Annotated in this window: 30 protein-coding genes, 2 pseudogenes and 1 riboswitch; of the genes and pseudogenes, 6 read left to right on the forward strand and 26 right to left on the reverse strand. The window is 38.3% G+C overall.

Features of this window, described 5'->3' with window-relative positions; all coding sequences use genetic code 11:
• Nucleotides 1-150 precede the first annotated feature (150 nt).
• The 8 genes and pseudogenes from BALCAV_RS08510 to BALCAV_RS08540 all read right to left on the reverse strand — a co-directional run bounded on the left by BALCAV_RS08510 (nucleotide 151) and on the right by BALCAV_RS08540 (nucleotide 4,408).
• Nucleotides 151-636 (reverse strand): hypothetical protein, encoded by a 486-nt coding sequence (locus tag BALCAV_RS08510; protein WP_003320462.1) that lies wholly within the window; start codon nucleotides 634-636, stop codon nucleotides 151-153.
• 27 nt (nucleotides 637-663) lie between these two features.
• Nucleotides 664-1,047 (reverse strand): DUF6944 family repetitive protein, encoded by a 384-nt coding sequence (locus BALCAV_RS08515; RefSeq protein WP_003320463.1) that lies wholly within the window; start codon nucleotides 1,045-1,047, stop codon nucleotides 664-666.
• Nucleotides 1,029-1,298, reverse strand: a complete 270-nt coding sequence (locus BALCAV_RS08520) for a DUF6944 family repetitive protein (RefSeq protein WP_003320464.1) — start codon at nucleotides 1,296-1,298, stop codon at nucleotides 1,029-1,031. The genes BALCAV_RS08515 and BALCAV_RS08520 overlap by 19 nt, the downstream gene beginning before the upstream one ends.
• A gap of 65 nt (nucleotides 1,299-1,363) precedes the next feature.
• On the reverse strand, nucleotides 1,364-1,600 hold the full coding sequence (gene moaD, locus BALCAV_RS08525; RefSeq protein ID WP_003320466.1) for a molybdopterin converting factor subunit 1: 237 nt from the start codon (nucleotides 1,598-1,600) through the stop codon (nucleotides 1,364-1,366).
• Nucleotides 1,593-2,066, reverse strand: a complete 474-nt coding sequence (locus BALCAV_RS22760; protein ID WP_003320467.1) for a molybdenum cofactor biosynthesis protein MoaE — start codon at nucleotides 2,064-2,066, stop codon at nucleotides 1,593-1,595. The genes moaD and BALCAV_RS22760 overlap by 8 nt, the downstream gene beginning before the upstream one ends.
• 162 nt (nucleotides 2,067-2,228) lie before the next feature.
• Nucleotides 2,229-2,585: pseudogene (gene mobB, locus BALCAV_RS22765) on the reverse strand (molybdopterin-guanine dinucleotide biosynthesis protein B); the annotation flags it as partial.
• Nucleotides 2,570-3,841, reverse strand: coding sequence for a molybdopterin molybdotransferase MoeA (locus tag BALCAV_RS08535; RefSeq protein WP_003320469.1), 1,272 nt, complete (start codon nucleotides 3,839-3,841; stop codon nucleotides 2,570-2,572). The pseudogene mobB and the gene BALCAV_RS08535, both read right to left, overlap by 16 nt.
• Nucleotides 3,842-3,895: 54 nt before the next feature.
• Nucleotides 3,896-4,408, reverse strand: a complete 513-nt coding sequence (locus BALCAV_RS08540; RefSeq protein ID WP_003320470.1) for a MogA/MoaB family molybdenum cofactor biosynthesis protein — start codon at nucleotides 4,406-4,408, stop codon at nucleotides 3,896-3,898.
• Nucleotides 4,409-4,532: 124 nt separating this feature from the next.
• On the opposite strand from BALCAV_RS08540, the pseudogene moaC reads away from it, so the two are divergent.
• Together moaC and BALCAV_RS08550 are read left to right on the forward strand one after the other, a co-directional pair.
• A pseudogene (moaC, locus tag BALCAV_RS08545) lies at nucleotides 4,533-5,011 on the forward strand (cyclic pyranopterin monophosphate synthase MoaC).
• A gap of 98 nt (nucleotides 5,012-5,109) precedes the next feature.
• Nucleotides 5,110-5,478, forward strand: coding sequence for a response regulator (locus tag BALCAV_RS08550; RefSeq protein WP_003320472.1), 369 nt, complete (start codon nucleotides 5,110-5,112; stop codon nucleotides 5,476-5,478).
• Between the two features lie 425 nt (nucleotides 5,479-5,903).
• Here BALCAV_RS08550 and BALCAV_RS08555 read toward each other — a convergent pair whose 3' ends face one another.
• The 9 genes from BALCAV_RS08555 to BALCAV_RS08595 all read right to left on the reverse strand — a co-directional run bounded on the left by BALCAV_RS08555 (nucleotide 5,904) and on the right by BALCAV_RS08595 (nucleotide 13,924).
• Nucleotides 5,904-6,419 carry a type 1 glutamine amidotransferase domain-containing protein gene (locus tag BALCAV_RS08555; protein ID WP_003320473.1) on the reverse strand — a complete coding sequence of 172 codons (516 nt, stop codon included), beginning with the start codon at nucleotides 6,417-6,419 and terminating at the stop codon, nucleotides 5,904-5,906.
• Nucleotides 6,420-6,614: 195 nt separating this feature from the next.
• Entirely contained in the window at nucleotides 6,615-7,412 is a 798-nt protein-coding gene (gene minD / locus BALCAV_RS08560) for a septum site-determining protein MinD (protein WP_003320474.1), read from the reverse strand.
• A gap of 32 nt (nucleotides 7,413-7,444) precedes the next feature.
• Complete coding sequence (gene minC, locus BALCAV_RS08565; protein ID WP_003320475.1) at nucleotides 7,445-8,140, reverse strand: septum site-determining protein MinC; 696 nt, start codon at nucleotides 8,138-8,140, stop codon at nucleotides 7,445-7,447.
• 271 nt (nucleotides 8,141-8,411) lie between these two features.
• On the reverse strand, nucleotides 8,412-8,933 hold the full coding sequence (gene mreD / locus BALCAV_RS08570) for a rod shape-determining protein MreD (protein WP_003320476.1): 522 nt from the start codon (nucleotides 8,931-8,933) through the stop codon (nucleotides 8,412-8,414).
• Nucleotides 8,933-9,805, reverse strand: a complete 873-nt coding sequence (gene mreC, locus BALCAV_RS08575) for a rod shape-determining protein MreC (RefSeq protein WP_003320477.1) — start codon at nucleotides 9,803-9,805, stop codon at nucleotides 8,933-8,935. The genes mreD and mreC overlap by 1 nt, the downstream gene beginning before the upstream one ends.
• A 15-nt stretch (nucleotides 9,806-9,820) precedes the next feature.
• Nucleotides 9,821-10,861, reverse strand: a complete 1,041-nt coding sequence (locus BALCAV_RS08580) for a rod shape-determining protein (RefSeq protein ID WP_003320479.1) — start codon at nucleotides 10,859-10,861, stop codon at nucleotides 9,821-9,823.
• Nucleotides 10,862-11,020: 159 nt separating this feature from the next.
• Complete coding sequence (gene radC / locus BALCAV_RS08585; protein WP_003320480.1) at nucleotides 11,021-11,713, reverse strand: RadC family protein; 693 nt, start codon at nucleotides 11,711-11,713, stop codon at nucleotides 11,021-11,023.
• A 4-nt stretch (nucleotides 11,714-11,717) separates the two neighbouring features.
• Nucleotides 11,718-12,314 (reverse strand): Maf family protein, encoded by a 597-nt coding sequence (locus BALCAV_RS08590; RefSeq protein ID WP_003320481.1) that lies wholly within the window; start codon nucleotides 12,312-12,314, stop codon nucleotides 11,718-11,720.
• 104 nt (nucleotides 12,315-12,418) lie between these two features.
• Nucleotides 12,419-13,924: a hypothetical protein gene (locus tag BALCAV_RS08595; RefSeq protein WP_003320482.1), complete on the reverse strand. Its 1,506-nt coding sequence runs from the start codon at nucleotides 13,922-13,924 to the stop codon at nucleotides 12,419-12,421.
• Nucleotides 13,925-14,053: 129 nt separating this feature from the next.
• Here BALCAV_RS08595 and BALCAV_RS22035 point away from each other — a divergent pair, with 129 nt between their 5' ends.
• A complete protein-coding gene (locus BALCAV_RS22035) occupies nucleotides 14,054-14,515 on the forward strand; it encodes a hypothetical protein (protein WP_152563040.1) in 462 nt (153 codons plus the stop codon).
• Nucleotides 14,516-14,562: 47 nt separating this feature from the next.
• Here the strand turns inward: BALCAV_RS22035 and pilO are convergent, their stop codons facing one another.
• The 8 genes from pilO to BALCAV_RS08635 form a co-directional block, all read right to left on the reverse strand.
• Nucleotides 14,563-15,312 (reverse strand): type 4a pilus biogenesis protein PilO, encoded by a 750-nt coding sequence (pilO, locus tag BALCAV_RS08600; RefSeq protein WP_003320483.1) that lies wholly within the window; start codon nucleotides 15,310-15,312, stop codon nucleotides 14,563-14,565.
• Nucleotides 15,309-15,860, reverse strand: a complete 552-nt coding sequence (locus BALCAV_RS08605) for a hypothetical protein (protein ID WP_003320484.1) — start codon at nucleotides 15,858-15,860, stop codon at nucleotides 15,309-15,311. The genes pilO and BALCAV_RS08605 overlap by 4 nt, the downstream gene beginning before the upstream one ends.
• A complete protein-coding gene (pilM, locus tag BALCAV_RS08610) occupies nucleotides 15,860-16,795 on the reverse strand; it encodes a type IV pilus biogenesis protein PilM (RefSeq protein WP_003320485.1) in 936 nt (311 codons plus the stop codon). The genes BALCAV_RS08605 and pilM overlap by 1 nt, the downstream gene beginning before the upstream one ends.
• Before the next feature lie 36 nt (nucleotides 16,796-16,831).
• On the reverse strand, nucleotides 16,832-17,593 hold the full coding sequence (locus BALCAV_RS08615) for a prepilin peptidase (RefSeq protein ID WP_003320486.1): 762 nt from the start codon (nucleotides 17,591-17,593) through the stop codon (nucleotides 16,832-16,834).
• Between the two features lie 120 nt (nucleotides 17,594-17,713).
• Nucleotides 17,714-18,154 carry a type II secretion system protein gene (locus BALCAV_RS22770; protein ID WP_003320487.1) on the reverse strand — a complete coding sequence of 147 codons (441 nt, stop codon included), beginning with the start codon at nucleotides 18,152-18,154 and terminating at the stop codon, nucleotides 17,714-17,716.
• A 94-nt stretch (nucleotides 18,155-18,248) separates the two neighbouring features.
• Nucleotides 18,249-18,332: riboswitch (cyclic di-GMP riboswitch) on the reverse strand.
• 191 nt (nucleotides 18,333-18,523) lie between these two features.
• Entirely contained in the window at nucleotides 18,524-19,732 is a 1,209-nt protein-coding gene (locus BALCAV_RS08625) for a type II secretion system F family protein (RefSeq protein ID WP_003320489.1), read from the reverse strand.
• A complete protein-coding gene (locus tag BALCAV_RS08630; protein WP_003320490.1) occupies nucleotides 19,732-20,772 on the reverse strand; it encodes a type IV pilus twitching motility protein PilT in 1,041 nt (346 codons plus the stop codon). The genes BALCAV_RS08625 and BALCAV_RS08630 overlap by 1 nt, the downstream gene beginning before the upstream one ends.
• 14 nt (nucleotides 20,773-20,786) lie before the next feature.
• The gene (locus BALCAV_RS08635) at nucleotides 20,787-22,454 is read right to left on the reverse strand and encodes a GspE/PulE family protein (protein ID WP_003320491.1); all 1,668 of its coding nucleotides are present in this window, start codon (nucleotides 22,452-22,454) and stop codon (nucleotides 20,787-20,789) included.
• A gap of 197 nt (nucleotides 22,455-22,651) precedes the next feature.
• Here BALCAV_RS08635 and BALCAV_RS08640 point away from each other — a divergent pair, with 197 nt between their 5' ends.
• From BALCAV_RS08640 to BALCAV_RS08650, 3 genes are read left to right on the forward strand one after another with little or no spacing between them, the layout of a single operon-like run.
• Nucleotides 22,652-23,092 carry a type IV pilus modification PilV family protein gene (locus tag BALCAV_RS08640; protein ID WP_003320493.1) on the forward strand — a complete coding sequence of 147 codons (441 nt, stop codon included), beginning with the start codon at nucleotides 22,652-22,654 and terminating at the stop codon, nucleotides 23,090-23,092.
• Entirely contained in the window at nucleotides 23,089-23,556 is a 468-nt protein-coding gene (locus tag BALCAV_RS08645) for a hypothetical protein (RefSeq protein ID WP_003320495.1), read from the forward strand. Before BALCAV_RS08640 ends, BALCAV_RS08645 begins: the two co-directional genes overlap by 4 nt.
• Nucleotides 23,553-24,884: a hypothetical protein gene (locus BALCAV_RS08650; protein ID WP_003320496.1), complete on the forward strand. Its 1,332-nt coding sequence runs from the start codon at nucleotides 23,553-23,555 to the stop codon at nucleotides 24,882-24,884. The genes BALCAV_RS08645 and BALCAV_RS08650 overlap by 4 nt, the downstream gene beginning before the upstream one ends.
• Nucleotides 24,885-25,233: 349 nt before the next feature.
• Here the strand turns inward: BALCAV_RS08650 and BALCAV_RS08655 are convergent, their stop codons facing one another.
• Nucleotides 25,234-26,550: a bifunctional folylpolyglutamate synthase/dihydrofolate synthase gene (locus tag BALCAV_RS08655; protein ID WP_003320497.1), complete on the reverse strand. Its 1,317-nt coding sequence runs from the start codon at nucleotides 26,548-26,550 to the stop codon at nucleotides 25,234-25,236.
• Nucleotides 26,551-26,768 lie beyond the last annotated feature (218 nt).

Consider the following 26,768-nt stretch of genomic DNA (forward strand, 5'->3'; position numbering starts at 1 on the left):
CGTTACCTCTTTTTCCCGTGCTCTCTCCCTTTTCTTGCTTCCATCCGCGGTTCGTTACCTCTTTTCCCGTGCTCTCTCCCTTTTCTTGTCTCCATCCGCGGTTGGTTACCTCTCTTTCCCATTCAAAGCAATCCGCTCTCTATCTAACTACTATTTTTCTGCGTTTCCTATCCTTTGTTCTCGTAATTGACGAATATATCTTTTAATTGGTGGGTGATGATGGAACCAATATTGATACACTATGTAGATAAGTAATAACAAGGACTGGACAGCCGCCAAATAAAAACCATCAATCATTTGACGAATGAGGGCAACAGTCATTAAACAGGCAAAAATCAAACCTACTCCTAATAAAAAAGAGACCACAACTGTTTTCCCTCGTAGCTTCGTCTTTTTAAGAAAAAGACAGCCTTGACTAATCGCATGAATAATAAAACAGGCTATAACTAGCATAATGAGCATGATCACAGGTGAAAAAACGATTTGATTGCCATTCATCCGATCAATGACAGCTAAATGAATCCCCTCAATAGGTAAAGCATTCCACCTTGATAAAGAAGACATAAAACCAAAAAGAACCCAGAGTACTAAAAGAATTAAACCAGATTCTATAAAATGCACCATATATTTTTTCATAGGACTCTCCTACTTTAAATAACTATTTTACTCGTTTTCAAGTTCTTTAGTAATCGAAATCGCGACAAAAAGGGCACCTAAAAATTGGATCCATGAGCCGAACACATCAAAGAGGTCCGCTCTCTGTAAAAAACCTGATACTCCTTGTAATCCCGCTCCATAGAATTGCCACATTCCTCCTATATACGCCAATGAACGAAAATCATCTCCAGAAGCAACCGTTGCGATATAAGCACCTGATGCCTGCAGAAAATTCCCTCCTATCCCTAGTGGCTTATTGACAACCTCTGAGTCAGAAAAGACTTCTGCCAAATGAAAGGTACTAAAAATATTGCCAACAATTCCGATTAAAACACCAGCACTGACCCAGCTATCCTCTCTCCTACTTTCAACTAGAGCATTTCGCTCCAAATAGCTTGACGTCTGCCTAAACAACAGAGGTTGTGAAGAAGAAAAGGAACTCTTTTCATCCTCTCCTTCTTCCCCCTTATTGAACCAACATATTGAACTCCTCCACCAAGAGCTTGAAGTTCATTTCCATAGATTCCTAAATTAGTCGCTAAAGAAGCTTCCGAATCCGGTAAAGAAGAGCCAAGTGCAGCAAAAAAATTGCCGAGTGCTTGCACCCAAGCTCCTATCAAATCAGCATTCTCTTCTTGCATTTTCCCTCCACCACCACACACTTGTATGCGATAGCTTATTCAAAAGTCTACGAACATGTTCAGTGTTACCCCCCACTTACTGGTGGAATTAACGCAATAACATCCTCTTTTTGAATTAGATAATTGTCCTCGGCATACTCTTCATTCACCGCAATCATCGTTGCTTCACTGATTGTTAGTTCAGGATACGACTTTTGCAACAAATCTTTAAATGCAGCAATTGACTTTCCTTCTGCTTCAATAAAAAGCTCGCCACTTTGTGCTTGCTCACTTAATTCAGCAAATAATAATATTTTAATCATTTAACTCCTCCATCTTTGGGGCCCCTTTTGGATAAGCGGTCTTTTCTAGCTGATCACCGATCCACTTTTGCCCGTCTTCCCAATGCTCTTTTTTCCAAATCGGAACAATTTCTTTAATCCGCTCAATCGCATATCGACTTGCCTCATAAGAATCATTTCGATGTGGCGTTGAGACAGCTATGACAACAGCAAGATCACTAATCGCCAATTCTCCAATCCGATGCGTAATCGCCACTTGTGTATGGGGCCAGCGTTCCTTAATTTCGTCACCAATTTGAGCTAACTTTTTCTCAGCCATTGGCACATAAGCCTCATAAGCTAAATAAAGCGTCTTTTTCCCTTTTGTCATTTCACGAACGGTCCCAATAAAACAATTTATCGCTCCCGCATTTCGATCACTTACTTTATCGACCACTTCTTGGACGGTAATTTCTTGCTCTGTAATTAAAAATAATTTATTTTCCATGTTAAACTCCCCATTGCTTAAATAGCCATTCACTAATTTCATCAACATCATTAATAAAAAAACAGGCTTATCTTCTATTTGTCCGCTTAAGTTTTTCTCCCAAACAACGACAGCTTGAATATTCGTTAATTCAGAAAGCAAGACTAAATCAGCTTCTTCTTTTAATAGAACCAATTTAGGGTACGTTTTGTTTTTATATCCCTCAAGTAGAATGACATCTAGATCAGCCTGCTCATATAGTGGCAAAAGATCTTCTAATTGCCATTCCGTCGGTTTACTAATTTGGATTTGAAGCGTTTCGGCTGCTAACACGGCGCTCCCTACCGCACCTGCTTGACGGTGCTTCCAAGAATCCTTTCCTGTATCAAGGGCGGCGAGCTTTTTGCCATGACCATGATGTTTAATCGTTGCGATCGACAAGCCCCTTTTTTTACTTTTTCTTAAAATACCTTCTATTAACGTCGTTTTTCCACGATTACTAAAACCACTAATTTGCCAAGTGTTTAAACCGTTGTCCATGGCCACTCGCTTCCTTCACCTGTAAGTAACAGGACATCGACCACATCCCCTTTTTGAAAGCCATTCGCTCCACCTGGAAGCATCATCAAACAATTGGCATCAGCTAATGAACTCACAACACCTGATTTATCCAATCCTGTTGGTTTTACATAAAACTTACCGTTATCAAAATACATATAACTCCGAATGAACCTAGAGAAATTATTTGATTTATCGTTATCAACTACGAGTGTTGCTTGAAGCTTTTGCAAATGAGGTTTTCCAACGGAAAAACTCGTTAAAATGGCTGGTCTCACAAGTAATTCAAATCCAACAAAACAAGCGGAAGGGTTTCCTGATAATCCAAATAAAAGCTTCCCATTTACTTCTGCGACTGTTGTCACACTGCCGGGCCGCATCGCTATTTTATTAAATAATACGTTCGCTCCTAACCGTTTATATATTTCCGGTAAAAAATCATAATCACCAACAGATACACCACCTGTTGTAATTAAATAATCAACTTTTTCTAATTCTAGTGAAATCTTTTGAAAGCTCTCTTCTAAATCATCAACAAGTTGTCCAAAATAGACGGGCTCAGCTCCGACTTTCTTTATTTGGGCCGCAACCATATAAGCATTACTGTTCCGAATTTTACCTGGTTGTAATTCCTCATCAACATCGAGAAGCTCTGTCCCCGTTGCGATAATCCCAACTTTAGGTTTTTTAAACACTTCAACCTCAGCATAACCAAAGGTTGCGAGCAACGCTTTAATACCAGGCGTAATCCGTACCCCTTTTTGCACTAAGCTTGCCCCTTTTTGAGCATCTTCCCCTTGAAAGGAAATATTATCACCAGATTGAAAAGATTGAGTTAATTCAAAGTAAGCTTCTCCCTCTTTTTCAAACTCACGCACTAATTCAAACATTACAATTACATCCGTACCAGCTGGAATTTGAGCTCCGGTCATGATTCGAATCGCTTCATTTTGAGTTGGGATTTTTGCTGCCACCGCTCCTGCACCAATTTCTTCAATCACTTTAAAAGACTTTGGTGATTCTTCCGTCACCCCTTGACTATCCACGGCTCTGATCGCAAATCCATCAAGTGGTGAGCGATCAAATGGAGGGACATCATGGTCGGCGATTAAATCGCTTGCTAAATACCTTTCCTCACAATCATCAATGGAAATAAATTCTGTTTCTCCTGCCTTAGCATGATTAAGCACAGCTGAAACTGCTTCAGATACTAAGATTGGTTTTCTAATATCAACCACTTCATTCACCTCTTCAAATTAATCCTTTTTATTATAAACATCGAGCATTCCAGCTTAAAGGTCTTTTTGGATTTCACGGATAACATGGTTAAGTTCAGGTATTATCAATTTATCCATCGCAAGTTTCACGGCTCCTCTTGAACCAGGCATTGAAAAAACAGCCGTATTCTCATAAACTCCAGCAATTGCTCGGCTTAAAATCGCCGCTGAACCAATATCTTCTGCATAACTTAAATAACGAAAAATTTCACCAAACCCTGGCATTTCCTTATGTAACAAAGCTTGAACCGCTTCATATGTCATATCCCTTTTCGCAATACCTGTCCCACCAGTTAATAATATCGCATCGATTTCCCGACTGGACACCGCCTTTTTAATCTTCTCTTGGATTAATAACGGTTCATCTTTTATAATAGAATAAGCAGAAATTTGATGGCCTGCTTCTTTTAGTTTCTCTTTAATTAAAGCACCACCATGATCATTTTGCTCCGTGCGCGTATCAGAAATCGTCAACACCATACAACGAATCGATGTGGGGGCACCTGATTTATGTTCCTGTACAGACATATGTAAACAACTCCTCTCATTAACAAACATGTGTATGTCCTATGATAGCATAGATTTTTAAATCAATAAAAAGCAAACCAATTTGAAATGAATAACTTACGTACTACTGAATAGGAGTGACAAAATGGATAAATTAACTCATTTTAATGAACAAGGCCGAGCTAAAATGGTCGACATTTCTGACAAAAACATTACCATACGCACAGCGCTCGCTAAATCAAGCATAGACGTCTCACCCGAAATTCACGAAAAAATCGAGCAAGGTAAAATCGGGAAAGGGGATGTTTTAGCTGTAGCCCAAGTTGCCGGCATCATGGCAGCTAAAAACACTTCACATTGGATACCTATGTGCCACCCACTCTCTTTAAATGGTGTAAACATTGAATTTAGTTGGGAAAAGAATGATCACGATGCAACATTACACATTTCAGTTGAAGTGAAAACAGAAGGTAAAACCGGCGTCGAAATGGAAGCCTTAACCGCGGCCAGTGCTACCGCTTTAACCGTTTATGATATGTGCAAAGCTCTCGATAAAGGAATGGTTATTGGCCCTACTTTTTAGTTAAAAAATCAGGTGGAAAAAACGGAGACTTCGAAAGATAGATTTAACCCATTAACGCATTACAAAATGACACTTGAAAAGTTGAATCCAACAATTTAAGATTAGAGTATTGAATCGATGAAAAGAGTGGAGGAATTCCATGAGCCCAAGTCTCGTAGCTATGGTTGAAACTGAACCAGCTCATGCAACATTAATAGATTACCACTTAAAGAAAATGGGAATAAACGTTCAATCATTTGAATCAGGTCAAGCCTTTCTTCATACATACACTACTGCTCCTGTGGATGTTTATATGATTAGTGACCAACTCGATGATCTTCCTATTGAACTCGTTTTACAAGAGATAGAAACACTAAACGAAAAAAAGACGATCATCATTATGACGACTAGTCACCTAACGCCTTACCAATCGGATTTGCACGATATTTTGTATATTCGCAAACCGTTTTCCTTAAAAGAGTTTCGTGATTGTGTTGAACCATTATTCCTGCAATCAAATTGTGTTTAAAATCCAATTATAAAAACAATCATCTCTAGTTATATTTCTCGCTAAAACCTAACTTATAACCTCAACTTGATATTTAAGCACTAACCATTCCTCAAGTTCATGGAATGGTTTTTCTTTTATGATTTGAATTCCTTTGTGGGAGCGTTGGGAGGGTTATGATTCCTTTTGAAGGCTTTTTTGTATGGATTTTGGCTTCATTCAGCTCCTTTGATTCCCTTTCACAACTTTTCTGTATAGCTTCGGGATTCATTCGGCTCCTTTGATTCCCTTTCAATGCTTTCTTGCTCGGCTTTTGGATTCATTTGAGCACTTGGCTCTTTTCTAACCTCTATCTTCTAACCCATGCCCATTTAACCCTAGCTTCCTCACAATAGAAAAGCTATTCCATAAGGTAGCTCCCTTACAGAATAGCTATCAACCATATTTTATTTTAGTACATTTAACGATTCTCGGATAAACGCTGGAATATCATCGGGGGTTCGACTTGTGACAAGTTGTTCACCGCAAACGACTACTTCTTTATCATGGAACTTAGCACCCGCATTTTTAAGATCGATGTGAATCGATTTATAGCCTGTGACATCGCGCCCGTGTAAGGATTCCGCTGTAATTAAGAGCTGAGGTCCATGGCAGATTGCCATAACCGGCTTTTTGTCATCCATAAACTCTTTTGAAAAATGCACAAAGCGGTCATCAGCTCTTAAAATATCAGGTGAAAAACCTCCTGGAATTAATAAGGCATCAAAATCCTTTGCTGAAACATCATCGATTCCTTTATCGATGCGCACTTTTTCTCCTTCACTTTTACCCGTTACTTCATTTCCAACTTCTTTTTCAATATTAACCACTTCATGGCCTGATTCCTTTAAAGCCTTTACTGGTTCTGTGTATTCAGAGTCCTCAAATTCATTGGTGATAACAACGGCAATTTTTTTACCCATTTCAACATCACTACTCCTTTATTGGAATCTACTTATCGTGTTCCCTATTAAATGAAAAACTAAACACTATCTCCTCCATGACTATTCATTGACTTACTATATAAGAAAGCCTCCTTTCACAAAATCGTTGTAGCTTGTTAATTTTCCAAAACGAAAAAACCACAGCCCTTTTCTAAAAAGGCTGCGGTTTCTTCTTTATCTTACTCCGAAAAATTGTTTAATCTTCGTAAACATTCCTTTGTCTTCTGATAACGACATGAGTGGAACACTTTCTCCTAAAATTCGTCTTGAAATATTTCGATAAGCAATCGACGCTTTACTTGTATTATGTAGAGCAATGGGTTCACCATTATTTGCACATCTAATCACTTCTTCATCGTCCAAGACAATCCCTAATAAATCTATTCCTAAGACAGAGACAATTTCGTCAACATCCAACATATCGCCATTTTTCATCATATGTCCTCTAATGCGGTTAACGACTAAACGAGGAGATGCGATGTTTTCTTGCTTTTCTAATAAGCCTATAATTCGATCAGCATCGCGAACTGCAGACAGCTCTGGTGTTGTGACAACAATTGCTTGATCAGCACCCGCAATGGCATTTTGAAAACCTTGTTCAATTCCCGCAGGACAATCAATGACAATATAATCAAAATCTTGTTTTAATTGATCAATGATTTTTTTCATTTGTTCTGGTTCAACAGCCGTTTTGTCTTTCGTTTGGGCAGCTGGTAGTAAAAATAAATGGTCAAAACGTTTATCTTTAATTAAAGCTTGGTTCACTTTACAAATGCCTTCAACTACGTCAACTAAATCGTAAATGATTCTGTTTTCAAGTCCCATCACAACATCAAGATTTCGTAAACCAATGTCGGTGTCTATTAAGCAAACTTTCTTTCCAGCAAGCGAAAGAGCAGTTCCGATGTTAGCAGATGTAGTTGTTTTGCCTACCCCACCTTTACCGCTAGTTACAACAATTGCCTCTCCCACGCTCATTACCCCTTTCTATCTTAACGTATCATTCATTCGATGATTTGATGTTCATTCCTTTGTAAATTAGGGCGAAATCGGATAAGTCGCTGAACTTTTTCTAATACGATCTCAGCTAACTCACGATCAATAAAAGCCGCTTCCATCTCTGAATCTTTGTCATCTTCTTTCTCAAAATGATAGATTTGGTTGGCAATTCTTAATTGAGAAGGAGACATTTGCGAAGCGCTAATGACTGCTTCATCATTCCCTTCAAATCCAGCATGAGCAATTCCTTTTAAAGCACCCATAATATAAATATTTCCTGTTGCCATAACCATTCCGCCTGGATTCACATCACCAACTAGTAATAAATCACCTGTTACTTTTAATACTTGTCCAGAGCGGATAACTTTTGTTAATGTAATCATTTCTGATTGTTTACGAATTTGCTCTGCTTCCTCTATCGAGAGAACATTCGATTCAATTTTTTCGATCGAAAAGTGACTATCTTTTGTGATAATTTCTCTTAGCTCTTCTTTATCCGCATTTGTTAAATAGCGGTTCCCTACATGAACATTAACATTCACTTCAGGACCGTCCTTATTTTGATAATGTTTGGAGGATAGCTTTTCCGTTAATTCTGCAATTAATTGGCTATATCCACAATGGTCATCAAGTAGGAACATGAGTCCGTCTTTTGTTCCTTTGATCGTAACATGTTGTTTTTTCTGTGCCATAACGTTCATCTCAGACCACACGTCCCTTCTAAATGCCTTTCTTTCCAACTGACAGAGTCCTGAATCTTCGTTACTACCTTAATTCAACACGCACTTACAAAAACCCTGCTAATTAGCAAAGAATACAATTAATTTTACATGTTTTATAAGTATACCGGCAAAGACTTGGAACCGGTTCGACAAAGTGACTCTTCTTAAGCTATAGTCAGAGAATATTTGTTCTCCGACACCCTTGTAATGCCCGTCCAACAACATTTTTTACTTTTATCAAATATGAAAATTAGCGCTCTCTTAATTTTGATTGTTGTACGATGTGGGCAACAAGCTTTTTAATTGGATAATACATAATAATCGCAAAGCACAGATTTCCAATTAAAGTTGGCCATAATCGTATTTCAAGAAATGTTGAAACAGGCATCTCGGTTATATCAATTAATAAAAATAAGCCATATTGATAAAACTCAATAAAACAAACCGCTACGACAGATAGCAATAAAGGTAAGACTAGACTATCCTGTACCCTTTTAAAAGATAAGGAAAACAAATAACAAGTTAAACCAAAACCAAATAAATAAACCCCTAACAAATCGGTATAAACAACATCATATAACAAACCGAAAATGAGTCCGTAAAAAATACTAGAAGAACGTCCTAAGTATATCCCAATAAAAACGAGTAGAACGACAATAAACCTAGCGACGACGATAAACTGACCTTCAATCGCTTGAGTGATGAATTGAAAGATCGTCCCCTCTACGATAAAAACAAAAAAGAGCAGTAAAGAGAGGTAATACCGACTCATTATTCACCCTCCCCAAGTAGTGATGGATCAAGAGTGACAGACGTTCGTTCCACGATATAAACATAATCAAGACCAGAAAAATCTGCGGTTGGTTCAATATAGACATTCTGTGTTAAGCCATATTCATCAGGTTCCACAAACGCTACTGTTCCAATCTCCAAACCAGCCGGATAGACATCACCCAAACCAGATGTTGCCACCATCGTATCCAGCTCAATTTCTGCATCGATATCCAGCTTTCTCATAATCAGAAGCCCTCGCTCCTCATCATAGTCCTCCACAAACCCTGTTTCCGGGTCATCTAGCTGAATTTGGGCTGAGACACGGTTTGTTCGATCATTATCAGTTAACAGTTGAATATATGAGCTAAATTCACTCACACTTTGTACTTTTCCGATTAATCCACCTTTTGAATCGATGACAGCCATATTATTTTCTACACCGTGCTGAGTTCCACGATTTAAGCCAATATGTTCCTGCCATCTATCTGGATAACGGTGAATCACAACAGCTGGGCGCAATAAGTAGTCATGTAATGATTCTTCTAGTTCAAGCATGTCTCGCAACGTATCGTTTTCGTTTTGTAGAAGGTTTCGCTCAACTGTTATTTTGGCATACTCTTCCAGCCTAGCTTTTAACACTTTATTCTCTTCATAGATATACTTCATATCCCTAACATTCTCAAAGAAACCCGCTACAGCATGAGCGGGTTTTGAGAAAATGGATTGTACCCAACCAACGGTATCACGCATAATCTGCTCAGGACCCGTTACTCGTTCTCTGTCGCTTAAGGAAAAACCAATCAACGCCACCAAGATAATAATACTGACTAAGAGAACAATTAACTTTTTGTTTGAAAAAAAAGATGGCATATTTGAAACACCTACTTATGATTTTCTATCAGATCGTGATGTAATTCCAGCTTTTGAACGGAAAAGATGCAGATTTTCTAATGCTCTCCCTGTACCAATTGCAACACAATCTAATGGATTCTCCGCGACGATGACCGGCATATTCGTCTCGTCACTTAATACTTGATCTAAGTTACGTAAATATGCTCCCCCACCAGTTAAAACAATTCCACGATCCATAATATCGGCAGCAAGCTCAGGTGGCGATTGCTCTAATGTATTTTTCACAGCCTCAATAATAGTCGTCACCGTATCAGCTAAGGCTCCAGCAATTTCATCCGCTGTTACAGAAAGCGTTTTTGGCAAACCTGTTAAAAGATCGCGCCCACGAATGTCCATATCATCCACGCCTTCAGGTGCACCAGCTGAACCAATCTCAAGCTTCAATGTTTCGGCCGTACGCTCCCCAATCATTAAATTATACTTTCTTTTAACGTATTGGATAATCGCCTCGTCCATTTCATCACCAGCGACACGGATCGATTGACTTGTCACGATCCCGCCTAATGAAATAATCGCGACTTCCGTTGTACCGCCTCCGATATCAACGACCATGCTCCCCGTTGGTTCCCAAACAGGTAAATCGGCACCAATCGCTGCAGCAAAAGGCTCCTCTAATGTATAAGCTTCCTTTGCTCCCGCTTGTTTTGTCGCATCTTCAACTGCTCGTTTTTCAACCGCAGTAATTCCTGTTGGTACACAAACCATAACATTCGGTCGACGTGAAAACAGAGAGCGATTTTTAGCTGCTTGTCGAATAAAATGTTTCAACATTGTAGCTGTTGTATCAAAATCAGCAATAACTCCATCTTTCATCGGACGAACTGCAACAATATTCCCCGGCGTACGCCCAATCATATTTTTCGCATCATTTCCTACTGCTTCAATAGAACCTGTATCTGTACGAAGTGCAACAACCGAAGGCTCACGCACAACAATTCCTTTACCTTTAACATAGACGAGCGTATTTGCCGTCCCTAAATCAATCCCAATATCTTTTGAAAACCCACCAAACATCTATATGTATCTCCCTTCACTGATCCAAAATCATACCCTTTATTATATCTAATAATTGAGCAAAAAAATAGCCTTAAGTTCCCCGTAAATAATTTTACATTTTTTCCATTAGTTCTAACATTCTTTTCTATTTATTGAAACCATTCTTTTTAACTTCCTTCATTTAACATACCCTTGTTCTTTTAAGCTAATGTATTTTCTGTCACCAATAATGACATGATCCAATAATTCAATTCCTAGAACGTGTCCAGCTTCCGATAATCGGGTCGTAACATCAATATCTTCTTTACTAGGTGTTGGGTCTCCTGAGGGGTGGTTATGAAGACAAATAAGCGAAGCGGCTGAACGTTTTAAAGCTTCTTTAAAAACCTCGCGCGGATGTACAATTGAGGCATTCAAACTCCCTATAAACAGCGTTTGACGATGAATGACTTGATTTTTTGTATTTAAATAAAGAGCCATAAAATGTTCCTGTTTTAAAAAACGCATATCTTCCATTACAAAGTTGGATACATCCTCTGGGGAACGGATAACATACCGATCTGCAGGGACAAAATTATGAATCCGCCTTCCTAATTCAATCGCTGCACTTAATTCAACAGCTTTGGCAATTCCGATGCCTTTTAACGAACACATTTCTTCAATCGTCGCTTCCTTTAATAAGGTAATGCCATCAAAAACCTTCAAAACTTGTTGAGCAATTTGTAAGACCGATTCGTTCTTTGTACCTGACCTTAATAAAATCGCTAATAGCTCTTGATTCGATAAAGCTCGAATCCCGTCTTTTAACATACGTTCACGCGGGCGTTCACTTACGGGGACATCACGAATGGGGAGAGGTTGTTCGTTCAATCGATTACTCCTTCCAACTATTCAATTTTTTATCTTCGGGAAAAATAGAATACGCTGCTAAAGCTCTCATCACTTTAGCTAATGGCAAACCAACAACATTATTGTAATCGCCTTTTATTTCCTTGACCAAATAAGCTCCTAACCCTTGAATCGCATAAGAACCCGCCTTACCAATCGGCTCACCACTATTCAAATAACGCATTATTTCATCATCTGTCAGCTCATACATTTCAACATCGGTTTGTTGATAAAAATGTTGAGTTTGATCACGCGATAAAATCGAAACTCCTGTATAAACAGAATGTCTACAACCAGAAAGGAGCTTTAACATTTGGAAGGCTTCCTCTTTACTCTCGGGTTTACCGAGTATGTTATCTGCCTTTGCCACTATCGTATCAGCTCCTAGAACAATTCTATCAGGATGATCATCAAAAACAGCTTCAGCTTTTCGGTTTGCTAATTGTAAGACGAGCTTCTCTGGGAGTAGGTTTTCTTGCACTTGTTCAGATGTGTCTTTTGTTATAATCTCAAATGAATAATTGACTTGCTTCAGCAATTCTTGACGCCTCGGGGAACTTGAGGCCAAAATGAAAGGTATCATGAAGGGCACCTCACCAATAAGTTTTTCTCTTATTGTACAAGGTTATCTTCATAATACCAAATTTAGCTAATCACAACAATTTTTTTATCTGAATATTTAATCAATTACTCCTTTGTATTCATCATAAGCGAATAATTATTTAAAACAGATAATAAAGCTTGCTGAACCTTAATCGCATCAGATCCACTTTGACTTTCATTATAAGAGGCTAAAGCAGCATTCGCTTCTTTTAACCTGTCTGCCATCTCTAATGCGTATGGTTTAATCTCATCCGGCAAATTGGAAAAAGCGACATCCCGTTGCTCAGACAAAGCATTCATTTTATTTGTTGAGGTATCAAGCTGTGAGGCTGAAATCGTCGCTTCCTTTGTTAAAGCAGCCGCAGATAAAGTAGAAAGCTGCTGAAATAACTGAATCGCTTCCTCAAACCAAGCTTGACTTTCCACTGACGGCGGCACAGAATCACCATTAATTTGGTACGTTTTCACATACGTTTCTTGTCCTTCACCGACAAAATAGGCACTCACATTCTGTGCTTCGGCTCGATCAGCAGCAAGTCCAATAAATAAATAAAAACTCTCTGTATCCGCTAATAACACCGATGGAAACCCATTTGATAACATTTGTTCGTTCATTTCATTTCCCTTTTCTAGAGTCGAAAACGCACCAGCTTGTACAACTTCAGCTGTGAGTCGTGGCCATTGAAGCTGATGATTGGTCGCACCTGCATCAACACCATTATTGCTCATAACAGGTACGGCTCCGTTTTGTGTTATTGACACATCACTTTCCCCAGTAAAAATCGTCTTAATCACAAACCCAAAACTTAACCCAACAATAATCGCTGAAAGAATCGCCATGACCGTCATTACTGGAAAATCCTGAAATGAAAAATTCCCTTTTTTCTTCTTTTTCCGTTTATACGGCAAACTCGGCCCTTGCTCACGATTCCCATCATCCCAAAACGGAGCCGCGTTTCGTTTCCGTTCCTCCTGAAGCTGCCCAAAATCAATCACCTTATCATTTGGTAACGGAACTTCTAACTCCATTTCTGATGAAGTTCCCTGTTCAATCTCGTTTTGGTAAGTTTGACTATTATTCACTGATGATGCTCGACCAGTAGACAAATCGACTTTTTGACTTTTTTGAGACGGGTTTTCCTTTCCGTTTTTATCGTTAGCAACTTCCTCCACTTTTTCCTGATCCTGCAATTGATCACCATTCGTATCAGGGAAAATGTGCGGAATCGGTCTCATATTTCTTTTGGACTTGTCCAAATTATCCATCTCTTTTTTCTGTTTATTTAGAAATGGCCGGACGACGTCATTTTTATATGGAGCCGCAAATGACTTAACAGTTTCAGTTTTAGGTTGCTTTGTGAACGGCTCTTTAGCGTTTCTTTTCTCAAGGGGGCGAATTTCTTCAGATAACTGGTTTTTCTTCTGAATTTTATCTTTCTTTTTATCCACTTTTATCGGCTGCACTTCTTGTCGCTCTTCAATTTGTTGCTGCAGCTGTCGGTTTGTTACATGTTTACTAGACAAATCCACCTTCTTCACTGGCTGATTGAGTTTAATTGAAATCGTCCGCTTCTCCTGTTCGCTTCCCATGAAAAAGATCCCCTTTCACGTTATCTTCTTAAATCTATTCTATTAAACTTGAGGGGATGATAGAACTAGAATTCAAAAATATTTTCAAAAATATGATTCTTTTGTAAAGAGGATATGATAGCGGATTAAATGAAACGGGGTGAGAGAGTTTTATTCCCAACTGTCTGTTATTCGCACCGTAATCTTGGCTTTGCTGGCTTTTCATTACCTATTATCTGCTATTCGTACCCTAATCTTGGCTTTGCTGGCTTTTCATTACCTATTATCTGCTATTCGCACCCTAATCTTGGCTTTGCTGGCTTTTCATTACCTATTAACCATTATTCGCTCCCTAATCTACGCCTTGACAATTTTTCATTACCTATTATCTGCTATTCGTACCCTAATCTTGGCTTTGCTGGCTTTTCATTACCTATTAACCATTATTCGCTCCCTAATCTACGCCTTGACAATTTTTCATTACCTATTAACCATTATTCGCTCCCTAATCTCGGCTTCTGCAATTTTATATTACGAATCTCCTTCTCATTTCAAAAAGCAAACAACAAAAAAGCTGACGAGATGTCTGCTTTCGACTCTCATCAGCTTTAAAATGTGACGTTTTTTTCCTCTAGAATCTTTTATTAATCAAAATTCGCTCAACGAAAAGGATCATCTTTGTCCGAGTGATTCGGATAATTAATATTCGGTTCGTAATCTGAAGCAATCTCTGCTATTTCAGGATAATAGAATGTTGAAACGACTAATGAAGCAGTCAGTTGACTCTCCTCACCATCATTCGTTTCCCTAAAATTGAAACTGTCTACTTTAACAATTCGCTCAAGCTGCTGCAAATCTTCCACAAACGAAATGAGACTATGATAATTCGGTGCCTCTAACTGAAGAGATAACCGAAATGATGCAAGTCCTTCAACGACAGCCAGTTCTTCGGCAAATTGCTGATCGGCACTGTTGCTTTCCTCACTCATATCTGCTTCTTCATTTATCTCATTTGATTCCGTTTCACTTTCTTCCATCTCAGCGATAATCGCTCCAGACAAATCAGCACTAGCTCGTGTCTCCACTGTAATAGAACGAATCTCAGTCGACGTACTCTCGCTAATTTCGTTTAACAAAACGAAGAAGTAGTCTTGCCATGGCTCGCTTGGAAGCTTTTCTTGTAATTGCTCTAGACTATAATCAAGTTCAACGTCAGCACCTTGTTGTGCCTCACTTCCAAGCAAAAGTTGTAAAGTCTCTTGCTCAACCTTTAACTGCTCCTCTACCCTTGTCGCCTGTTCACTATGTGGTCGAACGAGTGAAAAATACAAATACAAATGAACTAAAAGGACGAGTGACAAAAATAGCACAAAAAATAAAATGCGTTTTTTAGGCCAAAATAACCTCATTTGCTCTCACCTAATTTTTCTAAGTTAGCCTGATTTAACTGGACTTGAAAAGCTGCTGTATGAGTAGGGTCATCTGCCCCTTCCCCTGTCCTCACTTCTAAAACCCAAACTTCATCAACGACTTCTGACTGCCTCAACTCATTTTGATAAGCTGACATTTCTTCTACTTGCATAAACTGAACATTCATTTCTATAGATGAAGCTCCATTCAGTTGAAAGTCCGAAAAAACAACATTGGCAGGCAACAAACGAACCATCTCTTGCATCACCCTCGGCACATAAGAAATGTCTTTTTCTAACCTTAATACGGCCATATTCCATTTCTTCTCTTCCGATATATGCAGCGTCGAGCTCTGGTTAAGCGTTGTAATCTCAAGTTGAACTTCATTTAATAATTGCTGATTATCAACTACTCGTGTTTTAGCATGCTGTGCCTGATTCATTGTAAAGACGAGCATAAAGATGATATACAATAAAACAATTAGGAAAATAAACAGTGGTGTTATATCACGTTTTCTTTTTTCAGGAAGTAAATTTACCTCAAGCATTAATGCACCTCTTTTTTCAAAACAAGCCCATAGCTATCATAGTAGCGAGCAGTGGACTCATCCTCAGCAAGCTTTTTATACTGGATGACAGGAAAATCTAATTGTTCGGCTAAATAATTTTTTAAGTCTGATAAGTTCTGATGGTCACCACATAACAAAAGATGAGAGTATTTCCCTTTCCCGACTCTAACATTGAAACGATAAAAGTTAATTACCCGTTCAATCTCTTGATAAGTCTGTTCGACATAAGAAAAAGCGGGATCATCTTCTGTCATAAATTCGACCGACTCTTGGAAGATATGTCTAAAAAAGAGCGGCAATCCCTTTTGAAAAACAGCAAACGTCAAAGAATGTTGATCCATTTGCACTAAAAGCTGTTCCTCTTGTTCCGCACACGTAAATTGCTTCGAAAACAAACGATAGCTGCAAAGAGAACGAACATCAAGTGCATTCAGTTCAATAGACAGCTTCCCGAAAAAATGAATCAATTGCCCAACAACTTTCTCCTGGACAGCAAATAATAAAACCTCATCCTCTTTTTCTCCTTTTTCAATCGTATGAACATCAAAAATCGGATCTTCCCATGGTAAAAGCAATGTTTCGCCAAGTTCATGATACAGTTGGCCTTTAATCTCTTCTTTATTTTGTCCTTTTTTGACTTGGTGTCGTCGTATAATGAGCTGACTGTCAGGAATACAAATTTGAATTTTTTCGTTTTTTAACCCCCATTTTTCGATATAGGGACTAAGCAACTCGATTAATTCTTCCTCTTGCACAATTAAACCATCATGAATAAGCCCTGCTGGTAAAATAATCTCATCAATAGTTGTAATCGATTCATGATCAGGCTTTGCACTTCCGATATACCGAATCACATGATCTTTTAATATGAGAGCATGACGATGCTTTTGTTTAAATAATGATAAAAAACCCATACTGTTCACTCCGAACTTTAATGATCTCTCTTTTTATTAAAAACCGCTAATATGCAAATACCACACAATCAAATCATGCCCGTAAAAATAACTGAGCAATGTGCCGAGTACGATAAAGGGCCCAAACGGAATTGGTTGTTTTCGTTTTACTTTTCCAGTTAGCATTAAAACTCCACCAATCGCCGCTCCAAAAAAACAGGAGAACATAAACGCTAACAAAACCAACTCAAAACCGAGGATGGCACCAAGAAGAGCGAATAATTTCACATCGCCACCGCCCATTCCACCTTTACTAATAATAGCGATTAAGAGCAATAACCCAAACCCGACAGCTGCTCCTAAAGGTAGCTCCCACCAGTGTTCAAAAGGGACAACGAACATTCGAAGCCCGATAAAAAACGGACTAAAAAAGAGCAATAGCTTATTAGGAATCAGCATATAACGGATATCCGTGACGATAATAATCATCAATAACGAGATTAATAGGAAAGCGACAAGAAGCTCCAAATCAAACCCGATTTGCCAAAAAGCAAAAACAAATAAAGTCGCTGTACTCAGTTCAATTAGTGGATAAAGCGGAGAAATCGGTGCCTGACAGCTCCGACATTTCCCCTTCAAAAAAAGATAAGAGAAAAGCGGGTATAGATCCTGTGCCGCTAGCGTCCGATCACAGCTCGGGCAATACGAACGAGCCCGAGTAAATAAATTTCCGTTAGGCAACCGCAAACCGACTACATTATAAAACGAGCCTAAACAAAGCCCGAGTACCGCTAAATATAAAATGATAAACAGCTCCACACCCGCTCCTCCTTTTTAATAACTAGTTGAAAGATTTTATGGAAAAAGCCTATCTGTGAGGATAGGCTTTTTGTCTTTTATTTTAAGACTATTACTACTATATAGATTAAATTTAGTTTACTATTCGGCAGTACACGCCTCTCTACCTAATGAAGTAAGCTCTTGAGAAGTTTTCTTGTCTATATCACATGCTCCTGAAAAATTAATAGATACAGTATCGGCTCCATTTGTACCAGCCCCAACAGTCACTGTATAATCATCAATATTACCATCTTCACTAGTATCCCAGGGATCTGTAACAACTCCTCCATCTAAGTAATCACCTAAAACATTATGAGCTAAATCTCCTGACGCCCCACTAGTCCCAGCCTTATACAAAGTCGCCGCACTCAAAATCTGCTGGGCATTCGCAACCGCCGCATCTTTCTTACTATTTTCAATAATCGCCCCAATACTCGGAATCGCAATGGCTGCAATGATCCCTAAAATAACAACGACTGCTAGTAATTCTACTAATGTCAATCCTCGTTCGTTTTTGACTCTTTTTAATAACTTTTTCATCCTTTTTCCCCCTCATAATAATTGGTATTGTTTTTGATGCTAAGATTGTGTTTGTGATTGCCTCTATACGCTGTATAATGTCAATCACTCTATTTACAAACTTGGCCGGTTGCACTACTTGCTCCTGACTATCCAAGTGCCCACATACAGATAATCAATCAACGCATCCAATTTTATAAGTTGTTAAAAAAGCTATTAAATCATTAAGAGTTAGCTATTTTTAATTTATTTATTCAATATATCGAACAAAATGAATCTAAGAAAATCTTATCTAAATTAGGTCTATTTGTCTAGTCTTTTTTATTCGAAAATAAAAAAGATTTCCCTACTAAGAAAAACCTTTATCATTTATCTTGATTACAAAAAGTTTTACCCAATGTGTTGAAATAGAGTAAACATCGGCACGATTATTGCCATAACGATGGTCCCGACAATAACGGCTAGTCCAACAATCATGACAGGTTCGATAAATGCTTTTAATTGGTCTGTTCCCGTATCAACTTCTGCTTCATAATAATCTGCCACTTTTTCCAACATCGTATCCAAAGTACCGGTTCTTTCGCCTACTGTAATTAGTTGTGTAACGAGTGGTGGGAACACCCAATGACCTTTCATAGGCACAGTAATCGATTCTCCTTTTTCAAGATAAACACGAGACTCCTTTAATACTCGATTCACAACCTCATTATCAACGATTCGTTCAACAATTTCGACAGCATGTATGATCGGTACCGAGCTAGCAAAAAGCGAGCTTAAAAGCCTTGTAATTCGGGCTAATACTGCTTTTTGAACAAGTTTCCCGAGTACAGGAATTTTCAAAATAAATAGATCAAAATAATAGCGGTATTTCCGCTCGTTTTTAATCATAACAAGCATCGTGGCGATGATGATTCCCATTCCTAAAAGAAGCCACCAGAAGTCACTAATAACCTCGCCGGCTTTCATCACGATAATCGTAATTAACGGGAGTTGCTGATTCATGTTGGCAAACATACTCGCAAACATCGGCACAATGACCGTTAATAAAAAGATGACAACACCTAAGGCAAACAAGCTAACAACGAGTGGATAGGTCATCGCGGCGGTGATTTTTTGCTTTGTCCGATACTGCTTTTCATAATCATCGGCAAGCCGTTCTAAAATATCATCGAGATTTCCACCCATTTCCCCAGCATAGACCATATTCACAAATAACTCTGGAAAAATCGCGGGATGCTTTTTCGTTGCTTCTGATAAAGAAACTCCACTGTTGACATCCTCTGTTACCCCTGCTAAAGCTCCCTTTAACGGCTTACTCGTCGTTTGCTCTGCTGAAATATTTGTAGCCGCAACGATGGGTATTCCAGCTTTTAACAAAGTGGAAAATTGTCGCAAAAACAAGACAAAATCTTGGGTTTTAACTTTTTTTAACCCGAGATCAAGCTCTTTAAATAATAATTCATTTATCGGCTCGAGCTGCAAAACGATAACTCCTTGCTCCTTCAGCTGAAGTCTTGCCTCTTTTTTCGTTTTCGCTTGCAATTTCCCAAGCACTTTTTCTCCATTGACCTTTTTCCCTTGATATGAGTAAAGCCCCATTAAACCGCCCCTTCAGTCAAATAAGGTAAGACCGTTTCTTTACTAACATGGTTTTCTTTAATAAGCTGATTAATCGCCATTTCTAATGTATGCATCCCTTGAGCTCGGCTCGTTTGCATCACACTGCGAATTTGATAAATCTTCTCATTCCGAATCAAGTTACGAACCGCGCCATTGTTTATTAAAATTTCCGTTGCTGCAACTCGACCTGAAAAATTTTTTTGCTTAAATAAACGTTGCGTAACGACTCCTCTTAATACCGAAGCAAGTTGAATTCGGACTTGAGCTTGCTGGGTATGAGGGAAGACATCAATAATTCGATCAATCGTTGAAGCGGCATCTGTTGTATGAAGCGTCCCTAACACTAGATGCCCAGTTTCTGCCGCCGTAATCGCTGTGGCAATTGTTTCATTATCTCGCATCTCACCGACGAGAATGATATCCGGATCTTGTCGCAAACAACTTTTTAACCCATTCGCAAAATTATTCGTATCTGACCCAACTTCACGTTGATTAATCACACATTTTTGGTGTTTATGTAAATACTCAATCGGATCTTCTAATGTAATAATATGACGATTAAAGTTCCGGTTCACATAATCAATCATTGACGCCAATGTCGTCGACTTACCACTACCAGTTGGACCTGTTACTAAGACAAGTCCGTGCGGTTTTTGAGCGAGGTCCTTTAACACATCAGGCATATTCAACTCTTCCAAACTAGGTATCGACGTAGGGACAACTCGAACCGCAAGGCAAACACACCCACGCTGATAATAAGCATTAACACGATAGCGGGATACGTTTGCAATCCCATAGGAAAAATCTAAATCCTTTTTCGTTTCAAATTGCTCCCAAAGATTCGCTGGGATTAACGCTTTCGCCATACCCTCTGTATCATCAGGCCTGATAATGAGATCATTCGCTTTTTGTAACTCACCATTTATACGAAACATGGCTGGAATCCCAACTGTAAGGTGAATATCAGAAGCTCCTTTATAAAAAGCGTCCGTCAACAAGTTCTCCACTTTTTCCTTCAATTTCCCCACCCCCGTTAATGGTCAAACGCTACCTTTAATACTTCCTCAATCGTTGTAAGTCCAGCTTCCACTTTCCTTAAGCCGTCTTCTACTAATAAAACCATCCCTTTGTTTTTCGCTTCTTCCCTAACTGCATGTAATGATTTTTGGTTCATTAAGAGTTCTCTTAACCCTTGATCCAATTGGAAGAGCTCATGAATCGCCATTCTTCCTTGATAACCACTATCATCACAAGCAGGGCAGCCTTTTCCGCGATAAATCTTATTAGTCACAATTTGATATTTTTCTAATAGCTCTTTTTCCATGACAGTTGGTTCATAACTCTCTTTACAGTGATTACATACTTTCCTAACTAAACGTTGTGTAACGACACCCGACAAAGCTGATACAACTAAATAGGGCTCCATTCCCATATCGATCAATCGTGGAATCGAAGCAATCGCATCATTCGTATGTAAAGTACTAAAAACGAGATGACCCGTTAATGAGGCGCGAATCGCAATCTCTGCCGTTTCTTTATCACGAATTTCACCAATCATCACAATGTTTGGATCCTGCCTTAAGATTGAACGTAGTCCAGTCGCAAAATTAAGGCCAAATTGGTTATTCACTTGGACTTGATTAATACCTTCAAGCTGATATTCAACAGGATCTTCAATCGTGACGATATTACTTTCTTCTTTATTAAGATGCTGAAGTGCCGTATATAATGTTGAGGTTTTCCCTGAACCGGTCGGACCTGTTAAGAGAATTAATCCCGATGGTTGCTCAATTAACTTACGAAAAGTCGCTAAATTATATCCATTAAAATCTAATTCCGATAAATTCAAAACGAGTTGACTTGCGTTTAATAACCGAATCACAATCTTTTCACCAAAAATCGTCGGCAAAGTTGAAATACGTAAATCCATCACTTCTCCTTCAATCGAAAACTTCGTCCGCCCGTCTTGTGGTAGACGATGATCCGTGATGTTTAAGTTCGCCATAATTTTAACCCTTGCTATTAAAGCAGAATGAATCCCTTTTGGAAACGTCCGAACTGTCTTGAGCCTACCGTCAATGCGGTAGCGAATAAAGACACGATTCTCAAATGGTTCTATATGAATATCACTCGCCCGTTGCTTATGAGCTGAGAACAACACTTGATTGACAAGCTGAATCATCGGAGCTGCTTCGTCTGTGATTTGCTCATCGGCTTCATTTAAATCCTTTTCAGCTTCCTGGGACAATTCCTTAACAACCGAACTATCGAGCTGGTAATACCGCTCAATCGCTCGAATGATCTCTTCACGTAAAGCTAAGACAGGCTCAATTTGAAATGATGTCATCATGCGCAAATCTTCAATCGCAAAAAAATCCATCGGATCCGCCATCGCGACGACAATTTTATTGCCATTTTGACTTAATGGAATCAATTCATTCTTGGAAGCAAAATCTTTAGGTACGAATCGAAACAAATGTGGTTCGAACGGAAAACGATTTAAACTTACTCGACTAATACCAAGTTGAACTTCAAGAGCATCGACAAGTTGTTCCTCTGTAATCATTTGTTCATGGACTAAGTAATTTCCTAACTTTTGTCCTGGCTTTTTGACCGTTAACGCTCGCTGTAGCTGCTGGACTGAAATTAAATTGGCATCAACTAATAAATCTCCCAATCGTTTCCTTTGTTTAACCGCCATTTTTCCACTCCTCTTCATTTCAGTCTTTACTTACCGGTTAAAAAGAATGATACTCTTAACAAAACCCTATATATATAAAACTACCTAAAAAATTAAGTTACTTTATATCTAGTTCTTTTTTATTATTGTATAATAAAGAGATTAAATTAGAAAGTGACAGATTTTATTATTTCCATGTCAAAATAAGGGGAAATCTTATGAATTCATTTAGTTTCTTACCTAAAAAAATAATCAACCATTCACAAGGGTTCACTTTAATAGAAGTCATCGTTTCGTTAACGTTGCTATTAATTTTTGGACTTTCCTTTGCTTATGTACTCGGTAATGGAATGAAAGCGAACGAATTGAATTCAGAAAAAATAGAAGCGACCTTTCTTGCTCAAAGTGAGCTTGAAAAAATCCGAGCGGCACGAGATTTAGCTTTAGGTTCAATAGACAATAAATTTGACTACGAAATCTATGAATCTAGTACAAGTAATGAAGATTTTGTCGTCTCATTACAAATAAACCCTCAAAATGAGCATCTTATTGAGGTAAGCGTAACGGTCACAGCCAAAAACTCCTCAAGTCCGCTCTATACAACACCAATTACATTAATGACGAACTTATTTATCGGTGGTGAGGTGACATCAGAATGAAGAAGTTACATAACCAAAAGGGCATGGCCCTGCCAATGGTGCTCATTTTTACAACGGTAGCTTTATTAGGTTTATTACTTGTTCTTCAAACATTAACGAGCGAATTTAAAGGAAACTCCATTCGTACCGAACAAATGACCGCTACTTTTGCGGCTGAAGCGGGAGTAGAACAAATGATTAGTTTCATTTATGTAGACCAAGCAAAAGTGTTACAGCTTGAAAGCAACACTTGCATTTTGCCACCAGAACTCACTACGGAATTGAACGGATATTCGATTTCCATTCATTGCGAAATAAATTCAGACCAACTGAAAATTACAAGCACCGCCACAAAAGAGGAAGCAGAAACGATTAAAAACATGGTCACTGAAGCCACCTTTGAGTTATTAAAACAAGGAAACCAAGTCCAACAACTTAACATCATGAATTGGGAAACAAAACCACAAAACGGAGGTGCCTCATGAAAAAATGGTGGAAAAATGAACAAGGACTCTCCATAATCGAACTACTCGCCGCCCTAACATTGATTACTCTTATATTCGGAGGCGCAACCTATGTGATTTTCCAACAAAACATCGCCCAAGACACCTTCCAACAAGCCACAAGCGAACGAATAGAATTACAAGCAGCAATTGCAGAGATGAAGAGGAATGTGGAGAATGCGAGTGAGTTAAACGCTATTGATAATAGAGTCGAAGTGATAGTAGATGGAAACACTATCACTTACGAAATTATGAATGGTGAGCTTCTACAGCAAAAAGATAGCCAACCAACGACACTCCTTACTAATGTTCAAAGAATAGAGCTTCTAAATGAGAACTTGGTGGAATTGACAGTAAGAGGTGGAGATGAAAAGATCCAAATGGCTCGACGGTTAATGGCCGTTTCGTTGCCAATAGTAGTGGAGAATGAGGATGATAGACCAATTCCACCTAAAGCAGATCATAAAGTCACTTGTTTACCTAATACTCCATTTAAATATCCATCAAATTCAGACTTTAGTAACTTAGCAAATCAAAATCAAAAAATAATTTGTAACACAACTACTGGTGAGTTAAGTTTCTGGTGGGGAGAAAAGATCGCTCTAAGCGATGGTTCTTATGAATTTGATGTAATGAAAACTACTGTTAATGCGGGGGCAACATTAGTACTTAATAACGGTTCCTTAATTACCAATTCACCATTAAATTTATTGTCAAGCTCTACATTAGAAGTCTCTGACTCTCTTTATATAAATGCAGATGTTTCTTTGAACGATTCAGCAAATAAAATAAATATCGGTAAGGATGTTTTCACTAGAAACCTCACTCTATTTTCGCATAACAAAATAAATATCGGTGGTCATATGATGATAGATGGGGACTTATCACTGTTAAATACTGGTGCTGGGGTTTTTGTGGATTTAGATGCTCATATTAACGGGAAAATAATTACAAGATATGAAAATTATGTATCGTCAAGAGATTTAAAAGTTAAAGATTCAATTAACATTAAACAAGATAGTACTTTTATGATTTCTCGAGACTTTTATGCCAATAATGGTTTATGGATAGATGCTAATGTTACTTTTGATGTAGCTGGTAATGCCTATATTAAAAACTTGATTTCGTTTAATCAACATTGGATAGGCCATACTAAATTAGTTGTAGGTGGTAAATTTACCTATACAGGTCCAACTGAACATGATGATCGAGGCAGATTAATACAGGCAAATGAATTAATTAATGTTCCAATTTTAGACTTAAATCCTTACTTCCCCACGTTTCCTGAATTCCCTCAAAAACTACCATAAATTTAAAATATTAAAGGGCTTCAGCCACAATATTCGTCAACACCTTTTCATACATCTAGTAAAACTATCAACCTATTCTTGATATTTTACTGGATGTATAGCACTAATTTTTCGAATATTACCGCACACAATTCTCTGATACAGTCACTTTGTCGAACCAATATATGGACCGCTAACTATAACTATGTAACTGTGAATTTTTCTATGAAGCCGTAGCCGAAGCATAAAATTCAAGTATTATTCAAATATGGCTACAAAGAAATATTAATTTCAACATCTTTACATTCAAAAAAATGCCTTTAATGCAAAAAACAAGAGATTCACCTCTTGTTTTTTAACCCGCATCCCATTAAATCTTCACCAAATCCCATTCCCCTTGCTGATATGCTTTCCTAATATCCGAAATAAAATAAAGCGATCCTGTAATAATAAGCATCTCATTCTCTTCTAGGGATTTAAGTGCTTCCTTAACAGCCACTCTCCAGTTCGGCTGTAACGACTTTTGCTGGATGGGAGCATTCTCATACAATTCCTTCGCTGTCGCTGCTTTAAAAAATTCAAATTCCGTAAACGTAAAGTAGGCGTCCATGTTTTTAAATGGGGCGAGCAAGATGCCGGTATCCTTCTCTTTTGTCGCTGAAAAGACAAAACGATAATTTCTTGTTGGATACTGGGACTTTAACGTTTCTGCTAATGCTTGAAGTCCTTCCTCATTATGGGCTCCATCAATTACGACTAATGGATCACTACTTAAAATTTCAAAACGGCCAATCCAGCTCGTTTGCTTAAGCCCTTTAAGAATATGATCTTCCGTTATGTGAAGCTTGTGATCTTCCTTTAATAACGCAATTGTTTTGAGGGCAACACTCGCATTTTGTAACTGATGCTCCCCTTTCATCTCAATGATTGCTTGTTCAATCGTAAATCCATCAGATAAAAAGGAAAAGTGTTGCTCTTTTTCATTCATTTTTTTCTTTTGATAAGAAAAATCACGGTTTAATTCATATAGGTTGGCATTCATATTCCTAGCCACTTGTTGGATCACATTCGCTGCTTTAGGATCAAGGACTCCTGAAATAACGGGAACTCCCGCTTTAATAATCCCTGCTTTTTCACTAGCGATTTCCTCAATGGAATTACCTAATATATGCATATGATCATGTCCAATCGAAGTGATCACAGATGCAATCGGGGTAAGAACATTCGTTGAGTCAAAACGACCTCCTAACCCAACCTCCATTAAAACAAAGTCAGGATTAGCTTGATGAGCAAAATGCTCAAAAGCCATCGTTGTAATCACTTCAAATTCAGTCGGCGAACTAAGTTCTGTTTTGGCAAGCTCTTCTACGAGTGGACGGATTTTATTAGCCGCTCTCAAAAGGTCTTCTTCAGAAATCGGATGTCCATTTAAAGAAATCCGTTCTTCAAAACATTCAATAAAAGGAGAGGTGAACGTACCAACCGAGTAACCAGCGGACTCCAAGATATTCCGTAAATAACTGACTGTCGAGCCTTTCCCATTCGTACCTGCTATATGTATAAACGTCGATTTTTTTTCTGGATTCTCTAACCGCTCAAGCATCCATTCCATTCGTTTTAATCCCGGCTTAATGCCAAACGGTAATAAACTATGAATCCAACTAATCGCTTCTGATGCCTTTTTCACCTTTTCCAACCCCTAGCTTATGTGCTCATAATTTCCTATTATACAGATCGTTAGTCAGTTGTTTCAATGGTTTTATCAAAATGAAAAACAAGGCTAACGGAAGGTATTATTTTATTACCAATTAATCCCAACCCTATTTCCCTATGAGCTCTGCCTTATTTTTAACAATTTAAGGCTCCCTATTAATATTCTACCTTTTTAAAGCTATATATAAGTTT

Origin of the sequence: Alkalihalobacillus alcalophilus ATCC 27647 = CGMCC 1.3604, assembly GCF_000292245.2 — a bacterium.
GTDB classification, from domain to species: domain Bacteria; phylum Bacillota; class Bacilli; order Bacillales; family Bacillaceae_D; genus Alkalihalobacillus; species Alkalihalobacillus alcalophilus.

Excerpts from the sequence above, each read along its gene's own strand:
- BALCAV_RS08550 (WP_003320472.1), top strand. The coding sequence starts at position 5,110 with ATGAGCCCAAGTCTCGTAGCTATGGTTGAAACTGAACCAGCTCATGCA.
- pilO (WP_003320483.1), bottom strand. The coding sequence starts at position 15,312 with ATGAGGTTATTTTGGCCTAAAAAACGCATTTTATTTTTTGTGCTATTT.
- pilM (WP_003320485.1), bottom strand. The coding sequence starts at position 16,795 with ATGGGTTTTTTATCATTATTTAAACAAAAGCATCGTCATGCTCTCATA.
- BALCAV_RS08605 (WP_003320484.1), bottom strand. The coding sequence starts at position 15,860 with ATGCTTGAGGTAAATTTACTTCCTGAAAAAAGAAAACGTGATATAACA.
- mreD (WP_003320476.1), bottom strand. The coding sequence starts at position 8,933 with ATGAGTCGGTATTACCTCTCTTTACTGCTCTTTTTTGTTTTTATCGTA.
- BALCAV_RS08650 (WP_003320496.1), top strand. The coding sequence starts at position 23,553 with ATGAAAAAATGGTGGAAAAATGAACAAGGACTCTCCATAATCGAACTA.
- BALCAV_RS08635 (WP_003320491.1), bottom strand. The coding sequence starts at position 22,454 with ATGGCGGTTAAACAAAGGAAACGATTGGGAGATTTATTAGTTGATGCC.
- BALCAV_RS08520 (WP_003320464.1), bottom strand. The coding sequence starts at position 1,298 with ATGCAAGAAGAGAATGCTGATTTGATAGGAGCTTGGGTGCAAGCACTC.
- BALCAV_RS22760 (WP_003320467.1), bottom strand. The coding sequence starts at position 2,066 with ATGGAAAATAAATTATTTTTAATTACAGAGCAAGAAATTACCGTCCAA.
- BALCAV_RS08640 (WP_003320493.1), top strand. The coding sequence starts at position 22,652 with ATGAATTCATTTAGTTTCTTACCTAAAAAAATAATCAACCATTCACAA.
- mreC (WP_003320477.1), bottom strand. The coding sequence starts at position 9,805 with ATGCCATCTTTTTTTTCAAACAAAAAGTTAATTGTTCTCTTAGTCAGT.
- BALCAV_RS08540 (WP_003320470.1), bottom strand. The coding sequence starts at position 4,408 with ATGTCTGTACAGGAACATAAATCAGGTGCCCCCACATCGATTCGTTGT.
- BALCAV_RS08625 (WP_003320489.1), bottom strand. The coding sequence starts at position 19,732 with ATGGGGCTTTACTCATATCAAGGGAAAAAGGTCAATGGAGAAAAAGTG.
- BALCAV_RS08580 (WP_003320479.1), bottom strand. The coding sequence starts at position 10,861 with ATGTTTGGTGGGTTTTCAAAAGATATTGGGATTGATTTAGGGACGGCA.
- minC (WP_003320475.1), bottom strand. The coding sequence starts at position 8,140 with ATGAACGTTATGGCACAGAAAAAACAACATGTTACGATCAAAGGAACA.
- BALCAV_RS08645 (WP_003320495.1), top strand. The coding sequence starts at position 23,089 with ATGAAGAAGTTACATAACCAAAAGGGCATGGCCCTGCCAATGGTGCTC.
- BALCAV_RS08510 (WP_003320462.1), bottom strand. The coding sequence starts at position 636 with ATGAAAAAATATATGGTGCATTTTATAGAATCTGGTTTAATTCTTTTA.
- BALCAV_RS22035 (WP_152563040.1), top strand. The coding sequence starts at position 14,054 with ATGAAACGGGGTGAGAGAGTTTTATTCCCAACTGTCTGTTATTCGCAC.
- BALCAV_RS08590 (WP_003320481.1), bottom strand. The coding sequence starts at position 12,314 with ATGATACCTTTCATTTTGGCCTCAAGTTCCCCGAGGCGTCAAGAATTG.
- BALCAV_RS22770 (WP_003320487.1), bottom strand. The coding sequence starts at position 18,154 with ATGAAAAAGTTATTAAAAAGAGTCAAAAACGAACGAGGATTGACATTA.
- BALCAV_RS08555 (WP_003320473.1), bottom strand. The coding sequence starts at position 6,419 with ATGGGTAAAAAAATTGCCGTTGTTATCACCAATGAATTTGAGGACTCT.
- BALCAV_RS08595 (WP_003320482.1), bottom strand. The coding sequence starts at position 13,924 with ATGGGAAGCGAACAGGAGAAGCGGACGATTTCAATTAAACTCAATCAG.
- moaD (WP_003320466.1), bottom strand. The coding sequence starts at position 1,600 with ATGATTAAAATATTATTATTTGCTGAATTAAGTGAGCAAGCACAAAGT.